The following is a 17072-nucleotide window of genomic DNA, read 5'->3' on the forward strand; positions in this document are numbered from 1 at the left end:
TTGCCTGAAGTTTTAAGCGTTGACCTTCGAACTCGCCAGGATGCGGTTCAGAGAGTCGACGCTGGCCTTCGCATCGCCGATAAGCATGTCGGTGTTTTCGTTGAAGAACAACGGGTTCTGCACGCCTGAGTAACCCGAACCCATCGAACGCTTGAGAACAATCACGCGCTCAGATTCCCACACCTTCAGCACCGGCATACCCGCAATCGGGGAGCCCGGCTGCTCTGCCATCGGGTTGACGGTGTCATTTGCACCGATGACCAGGGTGACATCCACATCAGCGAAGTCATCGTTGACCTCGTCCAGCTCCAGCACGATGTCGTAGGGAACCTTGGCCTCAGCCAGCAGCACGTTCATGTGACCCGGCAGGCGGCCAGCGACTGGGTGGATACCGAAGACCACTTCCTTGCCGGCCTCACGCAGGTTACGGACTAGGTCAGCAACAGCGTACTGAGCCTGTGCCACAGCCATACCGTAACCCGGAGCGATGAGGATCTTGTCTGCATCACGCAGAATCTCGGAGGTGTCCTCGTGGCTGACCTCGGTGTGGGAGCCTTCCACGGCGCTTCCCGACGAAGCCTCGGAGCCAAAGCCACCCAGAATAACGTTGGCAAAGGAGCGGTTCATGGCCTCACACATGATGTACGACAGGTAGGCGCCGGAGGAACCAACCAGCGCACCAGTGATGATGAGCAGCGGGTTGCCAAGCATGAGACCGGTGAAAGCGGCGGCCCAGCCGGAGTACGAGTTCATGATGGACACGACAACCGGCATGTCGCCGCCACCGATGGCGATGACCAGGTGCCAGCCCAAGAACAGGCCCAAAGCAGTGACTGCAACCATGCATGCCCATGCGATGGCGCCGCCCTCGGTGCCGGTTGCGATGAAGACAGCCAGGAGAACCAGAGTGACCACCAGAATGGCAATGTTCAGAGCGTTGCGGCCCGGCAGCAGAAGCGGCGAGCCCTTGATCTTCTCAGACAGCTTCAGGCCTGCGACGATGGAGCCAGTGAAGGTCACAGCGCCGATGAAGACGCCAATGTAGACCTCACCGAAGTGGAACTTCAGGGCATCGGGGGCGACATCTTCGGCGAAGATGTAAGAGTTGAAGCCGATGAAGATAGCGCCGAGTCCGACCAGACCATTGAACAATGCAATCAGCTGCGGCATGCCAGTCATGGCAACGCGGCGTGCGCGACTGATACCGATGACACCACCGATGCCGATAGCGACAGCGATGAGAATCAGGGTAATCAGCGGCGAGAAATGAGTATCCGGCTTGGTGTCTGCGGTGACGAGTGCCTGGAAGATGGCAATGACAACGGCTACAGCCATACCGGCGATACCGAAGGAGTTACCGCGGCGAGCGGTCTCCGGCTTGGACAGGCCCGAGAGGGCAGCGAGGAACAGGACGGCGGCGACAATGTAGCCGACGTTGGACAGGCGGTAGGTCCAGTCCAGAAGCGAAGCAGTATCAATGCTAGCCATTAGACTTTATGCCTCCTCTTTCACAAACATGCCAAGCATGCGGTCGGTGACGGCGAAACCGCCGAAGATATTGATGGAGCTAACCACGATGGCCGCGAACGCGAGACCGGAAACCAGCAGGTTGGAGCTTCCCACCTGGAGAATCGCACCCACCAGAACAATGCCGGAAATCGCGTTGGTCTCAGACATCAGCGGTGTGTGTAGGCGCGGCGTGACCGCGGAGATTACGTAGAAGCCAAGCACGATAGCCAAGGTGAGAACCATGAAGTTGGCGCTCACGCTGTGCGGTGCGCTGAGCATAACCACAATTGCCAGCAGTGCCATCAGGCCCAGAGCAATCTTCGAGCCCAGGCCCGATCCCATGAAGGAAACCTTCTCCGGCGCATTCTCTTCTAATGCGGCCTGGTGGGCCTGCTGCTCCTGCAGTGGGGCAGCAGGGGTGACAGCGACCTTGATTGGCGGTGGTGGCCAGAGAATCTCAGCTCCGGTAGCGCCGGCGCCATTTTGTGAGCGAGCCTTTGTCACCGTGATGCCACGGATAATCTCGTCCTCGAGATTGAGAACTGGAGAGCCATCCTTTTCCGGCGTGATCAGCTTGAACAGGTTGAAAATGTTCTGTCCGTACAGCGACGATGCCTGCGCGGGCAGACGTCCTGCAAGGTCGGTGTAACCGATGATGGTCACACCGTTGTCAGTGACAATGGTCTTGCCTGGAACGGTCATCTCGCAGTTGCCGCCACCTGCGGCAGCCATGTCGACGATGACGCTGCCTGGTTTCATAGCTGCAACATCGGCAGCAGTCAGCAGCAGTGGAGAGCGGCGGCCCGGGATATTCGCGGTGGTGATGACAATGTCAGCTTGCGCGGACTGCTCGGAGTAGAGCTTCGCGGCAGCGGCAGCCTGATCATTGGTCATTTCCTTGGCGTAGCCATCTTCGGACTTCTCAGTGGCGGCCGGAATCGGGATGAACTCTGCACCCATCGATTCGACCTGTTCACCGGCTTCAGGGCGCAGGTCTGTTGCCTTGACAATCGCGCCCATAGAGTTGGCGGTACCGATTGCGGCAAGTCCGCCGACACCAGCGCCGATGACGTAAACGGTAGCTGGCGGCATCTTGCCTGCGGCAGTCACCTGACCAGTGAAAAGGCGACCATACGCAGCAGCCGCTTCGACTACTGCGCGGTAACCACCGATGTTGGCCATCGACGACAGCACGTCCATCGACTGTGCCCTGGAAATACGGGGAACCGCATCCATAGCAAGGGCAGTGATGTTGCGGTGCGCGAGCTCTTCGACCAGCTCTTCGTTTCGGCCTGGCGCAAGTCGGCTGATCAGCATGGCACCGTCGTTAAGCAGTGCACGGAACTGCTCCGGCGGAGTGTCGAGCGTTACGACGATATCGCTGTGCCAGACAGACTCGTCGACAATGGTGGCACCGGCGGATTCGTAGTCCGCGTCGGTGAACTTAGCAGCCAGGCCGGCGTCAGCCTGCACGGCGACCTCGTAGCCAAGCTTGACGAGTTTGCCGACGGTCTCCGGGGTCGCAGCCACAATTGTTTGCTGGGGATCGGGTTCTAAAGGGATGCCGATTCTCATTGTGGGAGTTCTTTTCTGTTCGGGGGTTTTATTAAGGGCCATGCACACTCGGTTGTCGGTTAACAGTGAGTGTGGGCGTGGCCACTTTCTCCTTGGTGTCAATAAGGTATGCGCTGGTGGGGAGGCAGCGGAGGCGTTTGTGGAAAAAGGTAATAAAAATATGTGGGTAACGGTGGTGAGGTGGGTTTTTCTGAGTTTGCGCACTCTTAGAAAGGGGGTAGGAAATGGGGGTAATAGTGCTAATTGTGGGCGAGAGTGAACATTTGTAGCGCCCTGAATGATTGTTTGAGGGGTGAAGTATGGGGGAGGATGATTCTGTCTTTACGTACGTCTTTACGCATTAGGTAGATTCGTATTCCAAGGCTTTTGGCAAGAGTTAAGGAAAAACGATGATTGGTTCACTAAGTGCCGCCGGAAAGGCCGTGTCGGCATCCCGCCGAGGGCAGGGGCGTACGTTCTCGAAGGTGGCTGCTCTCTCGCTCGCAGCTGGTGTAGTTCTCGGCGGACAGGTGCCAGCGCAGGCGGCACCGCGCATTGGTCAGCTGCCGGATATCACTGCACGCGAAAGCACTATTGACTACCAGAACTCGGAAACCGTGGACAAAATTGGCGGTGGTCTGGTGGATGTCATGGGTGGCGTGAACCGTGTCATTTCCGGTGGCGAAAGTGGCCATATCACCGAGCCGTTCGCCCCAGAGGCGGGGCAGCTGCGCAAGGAGTTCGGAGCGATGGGCTCCCATCCAGTTGCCGCAACCCGCGAAGCAATGCCATGTGATGGTGTCGTCTACACCATCTATAACCGCGTACTGCGGGACCTCCACGGTCTCCACGGCACCACCGGCTGCTATGACGTACTGCCTGAATCGGCCAACGCCTCCCCAGTTGGCGCGCAGCTTATCTACCCGGCGGATATTGACTCGATGGAGTCTGCGCCACTGATGGTTCTCAGCCCTGGCATTGGTACTGAGCCGGGTATGTACGACGCGCAAGCGCGACTCTATGCAAGCCACGGATACGTCGTGGCTCTTGGCTACAACTTCACCAACTGGTTCGCGCCACAGATGGTGCTGGCAGCTTCAGTTGCCGCAGCGGCCAATGGGGATGAGTCCACACCACTTGCAGGCAAGATCGATTTCTCCCGCACGATGTTGGTCGGGCACTCTGCGGGTGGTGGCTCCGCAATCTTCCTGAACAACAGGATGGATAAAGCCTTCCAGGCTGCGGGTATCGATATGGTCACCCGTGGTCTGGTCGCCATCACCCCAGGGCCTTCCGACGCTGGACTAATCTCCACACCGCCGGAGATTCCAAGCCTGGTGGCCATTGCGGAGCACGAGGACATCGTTCCTTTTGATGCGGATCGACGTGGCTACCGCGACGCTGAAGGGCCCGCCTGGGAAGCGGTAGTCACCGGTTCCTACCACGGTACCTACCTGGATGATCCGTCCAAGAATGTGCTTGGCTCGCTGGTGCTGTCTTTTAGTGAGTATGTGCTCGGCGGAACGAGTCGAGCAAAGGCCGTCTATGAGGGTGCTAACTACGGCCTGGCTACTGACTCCGAGCTCAAGGACGTTCAGCGCAAGGGCGTTTAGAGCTGGCTACTCCATCGACTCTGGAATCAGCTTTGCCGCGGCCTCGGCGATTGCCTTACGCTGTGCTTTCGTGAGCTGATTGCCGTTGAGGTAGTCGTTGGCCCAGAGTCCATCGGAAATCATTTGGACAACGTAGGCCATGCAGGCTTCCTCATCGGTGGCAATCTGTTCTACCGGCGGATTCCACCGGCGCAAAAGGCGCGTCCAGATCTCGCGCAGCTCCGGGTCGGCGGCAGAGTCGATGGACATGAGTAGCTCGGCCCTCGTTGCTGTATCCAGCGAGACCTGGAGGTTTGCGCGTAGGCGGTTGGCGGGGGATACCTCCTCTGCGGGCCCACCCGCGGCTTCGATAAGCTCCTCTTCCCATAACTGCGCCATGTGCTCATGGACGCTGCGAATCATGTCTTCGCGGGAGGGGAAGTGGTAAATCAACCCTGATTTACTCATTCCGCATTGAGTTGCGACATTTTCGTAGGTGACCTCGGAAAAGCCATTTGTCTCGATAATCTCAACGATTGTGTCGAGAATGGCAGTGCGCTTACTCGTGCGCATATTCAGTCTCCTTCGGGTTGCCGCGGAATGCCACCGCAGTCGCAATCGCTGCAATGACAGCAACGACAGCCAGGATAATCAAAATGGCCAGGTAGGAACTGTCGAGGCCGGCGCGGGCGCCGTCGTTAAGCGCTGGCGTGTGAAGTGCATCGGTGAGTGAGATGCTGGCGTCGACAGGCGTGAACAAGGCGTAGAACATGGGTAGGAGGCTGCCTGTGATTGCGACGGTGATCAGTGTGCCAAATTCGTAGGACACGGATTCCATCGCCGCCGCCATACCGGCCTTTGACCTCGGGGCTGAGCCGATAATCGCGGTCGACGACACCGACATCACAGAACCTGCGCCCGCGCCGAGCAGTATCAATCCTGCGATCATGAGCGGGAAATTGCCCGAGGAAACACCGTAGTACATGCCTGCCAGGCCGATGGCGTTGAGGAGGAATCCGCCGGTGATGAGTGTGCGGAAACCCACTCGATGCAGCACCATGCCGCCGATGACACCAACTGGCAAGGACGCCAGTGCCGCGGTGGCAACTAGCAAGCCCGCGTCGAGTGGTGTGTATCCGACGGAAATCTGGAAGCGCTGCGTCGTCATCAATTCGGCGCCTGCCAGGACAAACATGGCAAGCGCGGCTGCCAGCACGCCACCGGAAAACATCCGCGAACGGAAGACGGAGAAGTCGATGAGGGGTTCAGTGAGACGTGCCTGACGACGCTGAAACAGTACCGCGCCCACTAGCCCGCAGGCGATAGCTGCGACGATGACGGTGGAGGAGCGATGACCAGCGAGTTCCTTAATGAGCGAAACCAGGCCCAGCATGGCCAGCATCGCGTAGAGGCTGGTGAGGAAATCCCAGCGCTTGGCTGGGTTGGGCTGATTCGGCGGAGCAAAAATCAGCGTGCCAATGATTGCGAAAATTACTACAGGGATGTTGATAAGGAAGATTGAGCCCCACCAGAAGTGCTCCAATAGGAAACCGCCAACGACGGGGCCAGCGGCGGCACCCAGTGTTGCCGTGGCAGACCAAATGCCAATAGCTGTGGCAAGTTCACGAGGGTGGCGGAAGGTCTCACGTAGCAGTGCGAGGGTCGCCTGCATCATGGTCGCGGCGCCCAGTCCTAGACAGCCGCGGGCGATGACCAGCGCCCAGGCGTGCGGCGCAAAGGCCGCGGCCAGGGAAGATAAGCCAAAAATCGTCAGGCCCACAAGAAACATCTTGCGGTGACCGATGCGGTCGCCCAGAGTGCCTGTGCCGAGGAGGAGTGCGGAGATTACCAGTGGGTAGGCGTTGATGATCCACAGGCCCTCCAGCTCGGTTGTGTGGAGCTGCTCGCGCAGAACTGGCAGGGCAGTGTAGAGCACCGAGTTATCTATGCCGATGAGTAGTAGGCCGGCGCTGATGATAGCGAGGAAGACCCACCTGTGGGTGACTGGAGTGGACGGATTAGCCCTCGTGGAAGCGGCGTGGTCGGTACTTGTCATTCCAGTAACTGTAACGAACGTTCGGTTTAGTTACAACTTCTGGAGAGTGCCGATGTAGGCCTAAAACTTCAAGAAAAGTAAGCCAATCCCGCCCAAGGAGCCGGTGAAAAAGTGTCTAAGTTGCAGGCGTTGTTGAGGTGCGAATTCACGACCGCCGTTCGATCCGTTACCGTGATGGTGTCCCCCTCACGGGGCGCGGTCACCGGGCCCGGTATGGCTTATCTGCGTGAACATTTCCATAATCCGGGGGTGTTGCCACCGGACACCGGGGACAACCGCTGACAGCTAATAGGGCCACGGACCAAACAGAGGTCTCGTCGTAACGTGGGTGCTTGCAACGGATGTCCAAGACACCGGCGACCAGCCGCAACAGAAGGACACCACCATGGAACCGTCCACAACACCCGACATCATCATCGGCCTCGACGTCGGCAAAACCGACCACCATGCCAGCGCGCTGACCACCACCGGCGAGAGAATCTACGACAAACCACTGCCCCAAGACGAAGCCGCACAGCGCGAAATCCTCGCGTCCATGCAGGCCCACGGCGGCGTTCTCATGGTCGTCGATCAACCCAACACCATCGGCGCCCTGCCCATCGCCGTGGCCCGCGACTGCGGTTGCACGGTCGGAGACCTCCCCGACCTAGCCATGCGAAAAGCAGCCGATCTCTACCCTGGACGATCAAAAACCGACCGCCGGGATGCATTCATCATCGCCGACACCGCCCGCACCATGCCACACACACTGCGGGCAGTCGACCGCGACGACGAGACACTATCAGCGCTGAAGATGCTCGCCGGATTCCACGACGACATCGCCAAAGACGCCACCCGAACGAAAAACCGCCTTCGTAGCATGCTCACACAGATTCACCCCGCACTCGAGCGCGTCTTTGCAGCCGAGATTCTCTCCCGCACGCTGGTGCTGGACTCGCTCATCCACTACGAAGGTCCGACAAAACTGGCCGCCGCAGGTCGACGCCGGGCCCTGAAGTGGATGCGCAACCGCGCCAAGAAGGCCCCTGCTGCCCTGGTTGACGCAATTTTCGCCGCCCTTGCCGAGCAAACTGTCACGGTACCCGGCACTGCGGCAGCAGAATTGGTCATTCCCCAGCTGGCGGCGAACATCAAAGCGCTTCAAGCACAGCGCGACACGATCGCCGGACAAGTCGAGGAGATGCTCGAATCGTTCCCTCTTGCCCAGGTCTTGATGTCGATGCCCGGCGTAGGCATCAAGACCGCCTCTAACATCGTGTTGTCCATCGGCGATTGCCAGGACTTCGCCGACGCCGCACACTTAGCCGCTTACGCCGACCACCCGGCAGTCGGGTACGTCGGTCCGCGGCGAGTTTCCCACCAGGGCCGGCAATAAACAGTTGAAAAACGCGATGTTTCAATCGGCGTGGATCGCGTCGAACTGCCATCCTGCATCGCGCGACTACTACCTGCGTAAACGGGGTGAAGGACAGAAGCACAATGCCGCGGTGATGTGGCTTGCCCGGAGCCGCTGCAACGTCATCTATGCCCTGTTGACTCGGCGTGAGTTCTTCCGAGAAATCCCTGCTAGAAACATCGCCACGGCTGCGTAGGCCGCTGCGCTGATCACCGCCGACCCGCATGATACGGCCCGGCGATCAGTCACGGCTACAACACCCCCATGCGATGTACGTGAAAGTCCCGCCTGACTATTGACAATCCACATAGGGACCCCGGCATGGCGCAGCGAATCAGCGCCGGGCGCGGGATCCGCCACTCCGAGCTCAATGCCTCCGGTTACCTCGACGGCAAGAAGTTGCGGGTCGTCCAGGCCTGGTTGCCGCCCGACGATCTCGGTGCCGCTCCCTCCCACGACGAGGTCGACCTCAACGATGCTCTCACCGACGGCACGCTGGTCCCGGTCGCGTCGGGCACACCGGGCCTCGCGCCGCTGACCATCGGCACCACCGGCGCGACGTTGCGCATCGGCCGGGTTCCCGCAGGCCGCACCATCGACGTGCCGTTGTCGCGGTTCACCCACTTCTTCGTCGCCTGCGGCTCGGCATCCTTCGGCGACGAGACGCTTTACGACGGCGACGTTGCCCGCATCACGGCCGACGGATCGAATTCAGCGGATTCGGACGAGGTCGACTCGCTGCCCATGACCGCCATCAACGATGCCGAGGTGCTGGCTTGGACCATGGACCGCAGCATCGACTGAGCCCACCAAACGACACCGGATGACGGTATAGACCAGACGCCGAAGGACAGGTACCTCGCCTTTTTCGGATCGACCGGGTCGTCGGACATCTACGTTGCAACGGCCCGGTTCGGCGTTTCGGGCCAACCCCTCGACAAATATGCCAGGTAAGGCTAAGTTAATTGCTAAAGCAGTATTTTACATGCGGGTTAACGGGCCGGCGCAGCCGCCGACACCGTCGGCCCGGCCACACGACGAGTGAGACGCACCATGAATGCACGCGACAGAGATTTCGAACAACTCCAGGGCCACTGGCTACTGGCCCGACTGGGCAAAAAGGTCCTTCGACCCGGTGGCCGGAAGATGACGGAGTGGATTCTCGACCGGGCTCGCCTCACCGACGCCCGCGTCGTCGAACTCGCACCGGGACTGGGGATTACGGCGACGGAAATCTTGAATCGCGCACCGGGGGATTACGTCGGCATCGACGAGGACCCCGACGCCGCCAAGACGACCGGCAAGGTCGTTGGCCACAGGGGCCGGGTCACCGAAGGCAAGGCCCAAGCGACGGGGCTCGGCGATGACTCGGCGGACGCCGTCGTGGGCGAGGCGATGCTCACCATGCAAGGCGACAAGGGCAAGGCGGCGATTCTCGACGAGGTTCGTCGGATTCTCGTTCCCGGCGGCCGCTACGCGATCCACGAACTGGCGTTGACCCCCGACGACCTGGATGCGGCGACGAAAGATGAGATTCGCATCGCGATGTCCAAGGCCATCCGGGTCAACGCCCGACCACTTACCGTCGCGGAGTGGCGAAACCTCCTCGAAGAACACGGATTCGAGGTCGAGCACGTCCGCATTGCGGAGATGGGCCTGCTCAAGCCCTCCCAGATGATCGAAGACGAAGGGATCTCCGGAGTTGCCCGCATCGCAGGCAACATGATCAAGCACCCCGCGGCGCGTAAGCGCGTTCTCGGCATGCGCAGCGTTTTCGTCGAGAACGACGACGCCCTCGCCTCGATAGGCATCGTGGCCCGTCTGCGCGACACCGCCGATTCCGCCGACGCCGCCGATGCGACGGGTGCCGTTTCCAACGCTTCCGAAAGCGGGCGCGAAGCATCGCCCGCCGTCCGACGCGGGCCCGAGATTGAGTTCCTCGACGACGACCAGCAAGCTGAATTGACCGCCGATCCGGAGGCTCTGAGCCTTCATGACGTCGTCGCCGCCGCTCCGCCCGCCAAGGACGGCGACGGCCCGGCGGTGAAACGTCTGCAGACGGCCGACGGGGTAAACATCATCGCCATGCGTTTCCGCTCCGGCCAGGCCTTGCCCGATCACCGCGCTGCACACCCGATTATGGTGCAATGCATCGAGGGCCAGGTGCGCTTCACCGTAGGCGACCGCACCGAGGTCCTCACGCCGGGGACCGTCGCACACCTGCCCACCATGGTCCCACACCGGGTCGACGCAGACGAGGACTCCGTGTTCCTGCTGTCGATGCTCACGTAGATCCGTACACGGGGTTGACCGCCGCACGGGCGGAGCGATTTCGCCGGCCCGGACCGGCCTCGCCGCCGCATCCGGCGAGGGCCCCTTCGGCCGTTCCCCCGAACCACGCGGCCTGCGGCGCGTGCTCATCACCGGCGCCGCTTCCGGCTTCGGCCTCGAACTGGCCAAGCGCTTCGTCGCACGCGGCGATTCGGTCATCGCGACCGATCTGCATGACTCGGCGAACGAGGACGTCGTCAAGCTCGGCGATGCGTGCACCTACCGCGAGCTGGACGTCACCTCCGACGCGGACCGGGAGGCGGCGGCCGCGGCGATAGGCGCGGTGGACGTGCTCGTGCTCAACGCGGGCATCGCGGTCGGCGGGGCGATCGAGAACGTCACCATGGACACGTGGCACCGCGCGCTCGACATCAACCTGCTCGGGGCGGTCTGCGGCTGCCGTGCGTTCGTGCCACTGTTGGAGCCGGGCGCGAAGATCGTGATGACGTCGTCGATTGCCAGCCTGATCCCCCGTGGCGCCCGAGCGGGTAAAGATCAGCTTTTGCGCGCTGACTTTATGCTCGGAGGCTTACGGTCGGAGCTTTACGATCGGACGTTGTGACCAATCACCGCCGGGATAGTAATTGGCGCATCCCCGAAAAGCTCCTTCTGGTATTCGTTCTGCTCGAAAGCGCCGGCATCGTTATCCCTGATGGTGGCTACATTTGTCAGTTTGCGTGCCGACGGTGCGGAGCCCTTTTGGAGCAGTCCGCCACGATTGCCCGCTGTGGTGGCCGCGAAAGCCCCTGCGCCACGGTTTCCAGCAGCGGCGCCCGTGGTTCCGCCAGCAGTACCCGTAGCTCCGGTAGCAGTACTGTTGCGCGCGCTGATTAGGGAATTCATCAATCCACTTCCGCGCTGTGCAGGGCTATTCGAGGCGTTTGGCAAGGCAGAACCAGCAACCCCGGGCCCCAAGCCGGTTCCCATCCCGCGCCCCGCTGTTGGCGCTGGCATACGACCGGGACTCGAAGTCGGAAGTCCCGAGGCCGGTGGACGGGGGCTTGCGTTTCCAGAAGACGGCAGTGCCGGGATATTGCCCGCTGGTGTGAGCCCCGCAGTGCGACCTGCGCCGAGGGAGCCAGCCGGCCGGTTGCCGTGAACTCCGTAAGGCGAGACTCCTTGCGGTGATGTGCGTTGAAGTGGGGCGCTCGCTCCCGAAGGGGTGACCATGGCTGGATTCGCCGTGCTCGGTTGAGCCATGGTTGATGTGCTGGTCGGGGATGTTGGCGAGATTGTGGAGCTCGTTGGGCTGCTAGGTGATGCTGGGTGCACAGGGGTAGCAGACGGATTTGTGGGGTTCGACAAAGTCGAAGTGCTCGGTTGCACGTGCGAAGGAGCGGAAGGGCTCGCGGTTGTGGATTGTGGTGTTGGAGAATCCGGAACAGTTGAGGTGGCACCAACTGGTGTGCTGGCGGCCTGCATGCTTCCAGTCATCCCCGCAGGCGAAAGGCTGAACTGGCTAGTTCCAGAACGCCCGGCGACTGTGGCTCCAACGGACACCTCGGCAGTCACACCACTTCCCGCATCGGCAGAAACCAGGTTAGGAATTCGGGGAATAGCTGTCTGTAGCTGTGCGGTATACGGACCAGAGAGAAAGGCTGCTACCTCGGCCTGTTCAAAAGCCTTTTGCGCGCCAGGGTTTTGGAGTGCCTTGGATTCGGCTTCGATCGCTGATAGTGCATTGACGGCCATCGCCTTCACAGATGGCAATACGGCAAGGTGCCCGGCCATGACCTCAGATGCGGTGGCGATGCTGGTAGCGCGTGCGGCCAGACCTTTCATTGTCGTATCCGCAGCAGAGAAAACAGCACCGCTGTTGCTCGACACCAAGCCGGATGAGATGAAGGTTAGATTGCTGGCCAACGTGGTCATAGTTTCAGCGAAGTTGTTCCAGTAGGCGATCGCCTCGGCTACGGCACCATCGTTTGTCGAGGAAAACATGGATAGTAGGGACTTCGCATCGAGACCAAGTTCCGCAGAAAGAGTGACTGGCGCGAAAGTGAGACTTCCAGCTTCAAACATCGGCCGACGCTGAAATACACCACTTGTGCGCGCTACTTCAGCAAGGGAAGCGCCGTCACCATTGAACGGGTTAATGCTTCGAAGAATCCGGTTCATAGTGGATTCGTGTTCAGTAATCACGCGACGGAAGTCAGCGAGATTCGTTTGCGCCCAGGTGAGTTGTTTGCCCAGAGACAAGCCGACGGCTGCAGAGCTTCCTGAACTGCCGGAAATTGCCAGACTGTGCTCTGTCGCCACCAGCTGGAGTGACGGAACCTGTGAGTAGCCGGCCAGGTTTGGCTGCATCGTCATAGACGAGCCGGGAAGCATGATTGCTCCAGTTAGTCCGCTAATTGCGTGATCAATCGTCGAAATATTTGCAGAAATCAAGACATTTCCCCCAGGTAATTGGTCATGAGTTCATTGGCAGGATTGCAGAGGGTTTCATCGAAATCAGTGGATTCTTCCTCTGAGATGTGCGTTATAAAACCCAGTGCGCCTTTCGGGGTCTCTACGGATGCAATGCAGTACGAGAGACCAATCGGGTTGGTTTGTTTGAAAGTCACCCAATGGAGGCCTTCTGAGTGGTGCGTGGTGGGGTGAGCGTCATAGTTCTCGAGCCGGGAATGGGCCACCGATGTGTGCCAGAGCCCGAGTGGCAAAATATGACTGGTTTGAAGCCCGCAACCTATTTGTTTGACACCTTTAATTCGCTCTGAAACCTCAGACTGCTCCTGGAACCCCAGCCTGTCTAAACGCCCCATAATCGCAGGGTCGTCACACGGATTGGTCAGGACGAATTCGGGTGCGTCGTAGTTGTAGTGCCCATCGGGACCAAGTGGAGCATCACCGGGCTCCGGCGGATTGTTGGGTGGAAGCACACCCGCAGGTAACGTCACGCCCGAGTCAGTAGTCATGGTTGTCGCATTGTCGCCGACAGGTTGAACGTCCTCGCCGGATGCCTCGGTCGATGCGCAACTAGTCCCCGTTATTCCCCATAGAAGTGCTGACAGTAGGGCGGCAGTAGTCGCCTTTTTCAATTTTCCCTCCCCAAAGAATTTGTGTGAGAAAGATATAACACCGCGGTCGTAATTGCGCTTGCTGAGAAGCCGAAAAAATAGACCGGCTGTGGATAACTTTTAGGGGTGTGGACAACGCGGTTGCCGTGCAAAACGACGCCTCTGCGTAGCCACCACCTGCACCTTTGGGGTGCGTTCTCCGGGGCGTCGTTAAGCGTTGGTGGACAGCGCGGGTGTAATGACCGAAGTAATCCGAACGATTGGTTAGACTATGAGGCGCATTACAAAACCACGGGAGTGCCAACCGAAATTCCGGCACTGAGAGGACGCTAGGGATCGAGCGTCGACCGGACGAACCTGAATCTGGGTAATACCAGCGTAGGAAAGGGATGTGTTGCTTCATGGCCGCACGTGTATCTGTATCCGCTCCGCCGAAAGAGGGCGAGGTTACAACTGGCCCGATTTACCGCAGCAACAAGCATTACGACGAGGTTGCGTTCAGCAACGATTTCGGTGAGGCGAACCTGCGCATTCCAGTCCGTCGAATCAACCTGACGGACGGTACTCACTTCGATGCGTACGACACCTCGGGTATTTACACCGAGGAAAACCCGGAACTGAACCTGAAGGAGGGGTTGGCTAAGACTCGTGACTCTTGGCCGAAGGCTCCGGCAGTGCCGGCGGTTGCAGGCTCTGAGGAGGCCCCGAAGGTCAAGACGCAGCTGGCATGGGCCCGAGCGGGAATTGTCACCCCGGAGATGGCATTCATTGCCGCTCGTGAAAATGTGGATCCGGAAGTTGTTCGCGAAGAGGTTGCTGCGGGGCGTGCCGTGATTCCGGCCAACCACAAGCACCCGGAGACCGAGCCGATGATTATTGGCAAGCGCTTTGCCACCAAAATCAACGCCAACATTGGTAACTCGGCTGTGACTTCGTCCATCTCCGAAGAGGTGGAGAAGATGGTGTGGGCGACCCGTTGGGGCGCGGACACCATCATGGATCTGTCCACCGGTAAGGACATTCACGAAACCCGCGAGTGGATTCTGCGTAACTCCCCGGTGCCGGTTGGTACGGTGCCGATTTACCAGGCGCTGGAGAAGGTTAAGGGTGACCCGGCCAAGCTGACCTGGGAAATCTACCGCGAAACCATCATTGAGCAGTGCGAACAGGGCGTGGACTACATGACCGTTCACGCGGGTGTGCTGCTGCGCTACGTGCCACTGGCCGCCAACCGCGTTACCGGCATTGTCTCCCGCGGTGGTTCGATTATGGCCGCATGGTGCCTCGCGCATCACCAGGAGAGCTTCCTCTACACGCGCTTCGCTGAGCTGTGCGACATTCTGGCACAGTACGATGTCACGTTCTCCCTCGGTGACGGCCTACGTCCGGGCTCCATTGCCGACGCTAACGATGAGGCCCAGCTGGCTGAGCTGCGGACCCTCGGCGAGCTGACCAGGATCGCCAAGTCCCGCGGCTGCCAGGTCATGATTGAAGGCCCAGGCCACGTTCCGATGCACAAGATCGCTGACAACGTGAAGTGGGAAGAGGAGTGGTGTGAGGAAGCTCCGTTCTACACCCTCGGCCCGCTGGCAACCGACATCGCGCCGGGCTATGACCACATCACGTCGGCTATCGGCGCGGCAATCATTGCGCAGGCTGGTACCGCCATGCTCTGCTACGTCACGCCGAAGGAGCACCTGGGTCTGCCGAACCGCGACGACGTCAAGGTCGGCGTGATTACTTACAAGATTTCCGCGCATGCCGCTGACCTGGCAAAGGGGCTGCCGCGCGCTCAGGAGCGTGACGACGCGCTGTCGAAGGCCCGCTTCGAGTTCCGTTGGCATGACCAGTTTGCACTGGCTCTGGATCCGGACACTGCGCTGGATTACCACGATGAGACCCTGCCCGCAGAGCCGGCAAAGACCGCGCATTTCTGTTCCATGTGTGGTCCGAAGTTCTGCTCCATGCGTATTTCCAAGGATGTGCAGGACTACGCGAAGGAACACGGCCTGGACTCCGTTGAAGCTATCGAGGCCGGCATGGCTGAGAAGTCCCAGGAGTTCACTGATCAGGGTGGTCGCGTCTACCTGCCGATTACCGCGGAGTAATTGGTTGCGTCAAAGCTGCTGAAGCAAGCCGCGGTCGAGCTCTATTGGGCTTGGCCGCGGTTTTCTTTTGCTCTCAACCATTTCTTCCAATCCCAGCGTTGAGACTCAAACGGGGGTGGATAAGGCGCGCCTTAATAAATGCGTTAGGTGAGCCTAATATGCAGGTGTACATTGCTTGTATGCACAGTCTGAAGTTCTTGACTTTCGATCATTCCCACCGCCATCTTGCGGGGGCTCACGAAACTCGCCTTTCGTCCGGCTCCGAATCATCGCCCGTTGGAGAAGGCAAGCGTCGACCGGTGAGGCAGAGTGCGCGCAGAGGTGTTACTGCGGTTTCGCTGTCCGGCGCCATGGTCCTTTCAGCGTTTGTGTCCCCAGCAATGGCTGAAACTGCGAAGCCAATCGTGCCAGACAACTTTCCCAATGTGATTAATCCAGCGGAGAACTTCCAGCCGCAGGATCCGCAGTATGTCGAATCCCCGGAAGTTTCTGTCACTTTTGAGGACGGCACACCAGCTGAAGGCGCCACAGTTCATCGCGGCGATGTTCTCATTGTTCGCGGCAGTGGTTTTAATCCGTCGGCCAACCGTGGTGGTTACCCGCTTCCAATTCCTCCGGGTGTGCCCAATGGCGTTTACGTTCTCTACAGTGCGTTCCCAGACTCCTGGAAGCCAAGTGAAGGTGCTCCGTCCTCGTCGCGGAAACATCCGCACGACAACATTGCCTGGGTCACGCCGGCTGGAACTCTCGAGGCGATACCGAACCAGGGCGTCGACATGCGACGTTCTATCGCTCGTCAGGCTACCCCGATGACAGATGACGGCAGCTTTGAGGCTCGCATTGTTGTTGACCCGCCAGAGACCCCAGCTGGTGAAAACTGGGGCATTTATGTTTACCCGGCAGCCGGCTCCATTAATGAGGCCGAGGAAATCTACATCCCGTTGAATTATTCGGATGCTCCGGGCAAGAATGCCCCGGCTCCCTCCAGCGAGGATTTAGTAATTTCTGTATCTGCGCTGGAGAAGGTATTCGGCGCACTGGGTGGTGGCGTCACTGCCAAGAACGGTGCCCTAGAGCCTGAGGCCGGTGTCGTCTCATTCACCCGCGACAATGACAACAGTGATGTCGAAGGGGAGAGCTACCGCGGAGAAGTTCACATCACCGCGAAGTTCAGTCTGGTTCATGTGGTCGTTCGTAATCCGCGCATTGAGGAAGGCCCGACCGGAAAGATTATTACGGCAGAGGTCTCGCAGGGCTACGATGTCGGCCCGGATGAGATGGAGCGCATGCCCATAGCCGCCGTGGTCGACAGCGATGGAGATCAGCTGATTACGACCATCGGCACTATTTCACAGATTCGATAGTCCTCCGGCCATCACGGCCGCCAACTGTCGTCCTCCTGGCACTTTGTTCAAAGTAAGCCGTCATACCTTGTGGGTTCTTGCGGGGTGTAACCACTGCCGTATTGGAATCACTACATTAGATAGAGGCGCTTACCAGCGATGA

The 17072-nt window shown here is 59.6% G+C and carries 12 protein-coding genes, 1 pseudogene and 1 riboswitch; of the genes and pseudogenes, 7 read left to right on the forward strand and 6 right to left on the reverse strand.

Annotated elements, in window-relative coordinates; translation table 11 throughout:
- Positions 1-12: 12 nt before the first annotated feature.
- Positions 13-1488, reverse strand: a complete 1476-nt coding sequence (locus tag QP982_RS06010; protein ID WP_049172682.1) for an NAD(P)(+) transhydrogenase (Re/Si-specific) subunit beta — start codon at positions 1486-1488, stop codon at positions 13-15.
- A gap of 6 nt (positions 1489-1494) precedes the next feature.
- Entirely contained in the window at positions 1495-3084 is a 1590-nt protein-coding gene (locus QP982_RS06015) for a Re/Si-specific NAD(P)(+) transhydrogenase subunit alpha (RefSeq protein WP_284870306.1), read from the reverse strand.
- A gap of 389 nt (positions 3085-3473) precedes the next feature.
- Here QP982_RS06015 and QP982_RS06020 point away from each other — a divergent pair, with 389 nt between their 5' ends.
- On the forward strand, positions 3474-4676 hold the full coding sequence (locus QP982_RS06020) for an alpha/beta hydrolase (protein WP_070439467.1): 1203 nt from the start codon (positions 3474-3476) through the stop codon (positions 4674-4676).
- 6 nt (positions 4677-4682) lie between these two features.
- Here the strand turns inward: QP982_RS06020 and QP982_RS06025 are convergent, their stop codons facing one another.
- Together QP982_RS06025 and QP982_RS06030 are read right to left on the reverse strand one after the other, a co-directional pair.
- Positions 4683-5228 carry a TetR/AcrR family transcriptional regulator gene (locus tag QP982_RS06025; RefSeq protein WP_070439472.1) on the reverse strand — a complete coding sequence of 182 codons (546 nt, stop codon included), beginning with the start codon at positions 5226-5228 and terminating at the stop codon, positions 4683-4685.
- Positions 5215-6711 carry an MFS transporter gene (locus QP982_RS06030; RefSeq protein ID WP_284870307.1) on the reverse strand — a complete coding sequence of 499 codons (1497 nt, stop codon included), beginning with the start codon at positions 6709-6711 and terminating at the stop codon, positions 5215-5217. The genes QP982_RS06025 and QP982_RS06030 overlap by 14 nt, the downstream gene beginning before the upstream one ends.
- Positions 6712-7096: 385 nt before the next feature.
- Between QP982_RS06030 and QP982_RS06035 the strand changes: the two are divergent.
- The 4 genes and pseudogenes from QP982_RS06035 to QP982_RS06055 all read left to right on the forward strand — a co-directional run bounded on the left by QP982_RS06035 (position 7097) and on the right by QP982_RS06055 (position 11000).
- Positions 7097-8303, forward strand: a pseudogene (locus QP982_RS06035) (IS110 family RNA-guided transposase).
- A gap of 125 nt (positions 8304-8428) precedes the next feature.
- Positions 8429-8911, forward strand: coding sequence for a pirin family protein (locus QP982_RS06040; RefSeq protein ID WP_048732946.1), 483 nt, complete (start codon positions 8429-8431; stop codon positions 8909-8911).
- A gap of 249 nt (positions 8912-9160) precedes the next feature.
- The gene (locus QP982_RS10665) at positions 9161-10399 is read left to right on the forward strand and encodes a methyltransferase domain-containing protein (protein ID WP_083280599.1); all 1239 of its coding nucleotides are present in this window, start codon (positions 9161-9163) and stop codon (positions 10397-10399) included.
- 121 nt (positions 10400-10520) lie between these two features.
- Complete coding sequence (locus QP982_RS06055; protein ID WP_070546444.1) at positions 10521-11000, forward strand: SDR family oxidoreductase; 480 nt, start codon at positions 10521-10523, stop codon at positions 10998-11000.
- On the opposite strand, the gene QP982_RS06060 is transcribed toward QP982_RS06055, so the two are convergent.
- Positions 10982-12829, reverse strand: a complete 1848-nt coding sequence (locus tag QP982_RS06060; RefSeq protein WP_070607617.1) for a hypothetical protein — start codon at positions 12827-12829, stop codon at positions 10982-10984. The two genes, QP982_RS06055 and QP982_RS06060, sit on opposite strands and share 19 nt — an antisense overlap.
- On the reverse strand, positions 12826-13356 hold the full coding sequence (locus tag QP982_RS06065; RefSeq protein ID WP_284870308.1) for a hypothetical protein: 531 nt from the start codon (positions 13354-13356) through the stop codon (positions 12826-12828). The genes QP982_RS06060 and QP982_RS06065 overlap by 4 nt, the downstream gene beginning before the upstream one ends.
- Before the next feature lie 383 nt (positions 13357-13739).
- Positions 13740-13861, forward strand: a riboswitch (TPP riboswitch).
- Here QP982_RS06065 and thiC point away from each other — a divergent pair.
- Both thiC and QP982_RS06075 read left to right on the forward strand, forming a co-directional pair.
- Positions 13860-15566 carry a phosphomethylpyrimidine synthase ThiC gene (gene thiC, locus QP982_RS06070; protein ID WP_070595825.1) on the forward strand — a complete coding sequence of 569 codons (1707 nt, stop codon included), beginning with the start codon at positions 13860-13862 and terminating at the stop codon, positions 15564-15566. Its footprint overlaps the riboswitch before it by 2 nt.
- A gap of 380 nt (positions 15567-15946) precedes the next feature.
- On the forward strand, positions 15947-16930 hold the full coding sequence (locus QP982_RS06075) for an HtaA protein (RefSeq protein WP_224784255.1): 984 nt from the start codon (positions 15947-15949) through the stop codon (positions 16928-16930).
- The last annotated feature ends 142 nt before the right edge of the window (positions 16931-17072 follow it).

This window comes from Corynebacterium sp. MSK019 (genome assembly GCF_030232425.1).
Taxonomy (GTDB): Bacteria; Actinomycetota; Actinomycetes; order Mycobacteriales; family Mycobacteriaceae; genus Corynebacterium; species Corynebacterium jeikeium_D.

What these genes read in the sequence shown, in the direction of transcription:
- QP982_RS06010 (WP_049172682.1), bottom strand. Translation starts at nt 1,488, where the DNA reads ATGGCTAGCATTGATACTGCTTCGCTTCTGGACTGGACCTACCGCCTG.
- QP982_RS06015 (WP_284870306.1), bottom strand. Translation starts at nt 3,084, where the DNA reads ATGAGAATCGGCATCCCTTTAGAACCCGATCCCCAGCAAACAATTGTG.
- QP982_RS06020 (WP_070439467.1), top strand. Translation starts at nt 3,474, where the DNA reads ATGATTGGTTCACTAAGTGCCGCCGGAAAGGCCGTGTCGGCATCCCGC.
- QP982_RS06025 (WP_070439472.1), bottom strand. Translation starts at nt 5,228, where the DNA reads ATGCGCACGAGTAAGCGCACTGCCATTCTCGACACAATCGTTGAGATT.
- QP982_RS06030 (WP_284870307.1), bottom strand. Translation starts at nt 6,711, where the DNA reads ATGACAAGTACCGACCACGCCGCTTCCACGAGGGCTAATCCGTCCACT.
- QP982_RS06040 (WP_048732946.1), top strand. Translation starts at nt 8,429, where the DNA reads ATGGCGCAGCGAATCAGCGCCGGGCGCGGGATCCGCCACTCCGAGCTC.
- QP982_RS10665 (WP_083280599.1), top strand. Translation starts at nt 9,161, where the DNA reads ATGAATGCACGCGACAGAGATTTCGAACAACTCCAGGGCCACTGGCTA.
- QP982_RS06065 (WP_284870308.1), bottom strand. Translation starts at nt 13,356, where the DNA reads ATGACTACTGACTCGGGCGTGACGTTACCTGCGGGTGTGCTTCCACCC.
- thiC (WP_070595825.1), top strand. Translation starts at nt 13,860, where the DNA reads ATGGCCGCACGTGTATCTGTATCCGCTCCGCCGAAAGAGGGCGAGGTT.
- QP982_RS06075 (WP_224784255.1), top strand. Translation starts at nt 15,947, where the DNA reads ATGGCTGAAACTGCGAAGCCAATCGTGCCAGACAACTTTCCCAATGTG.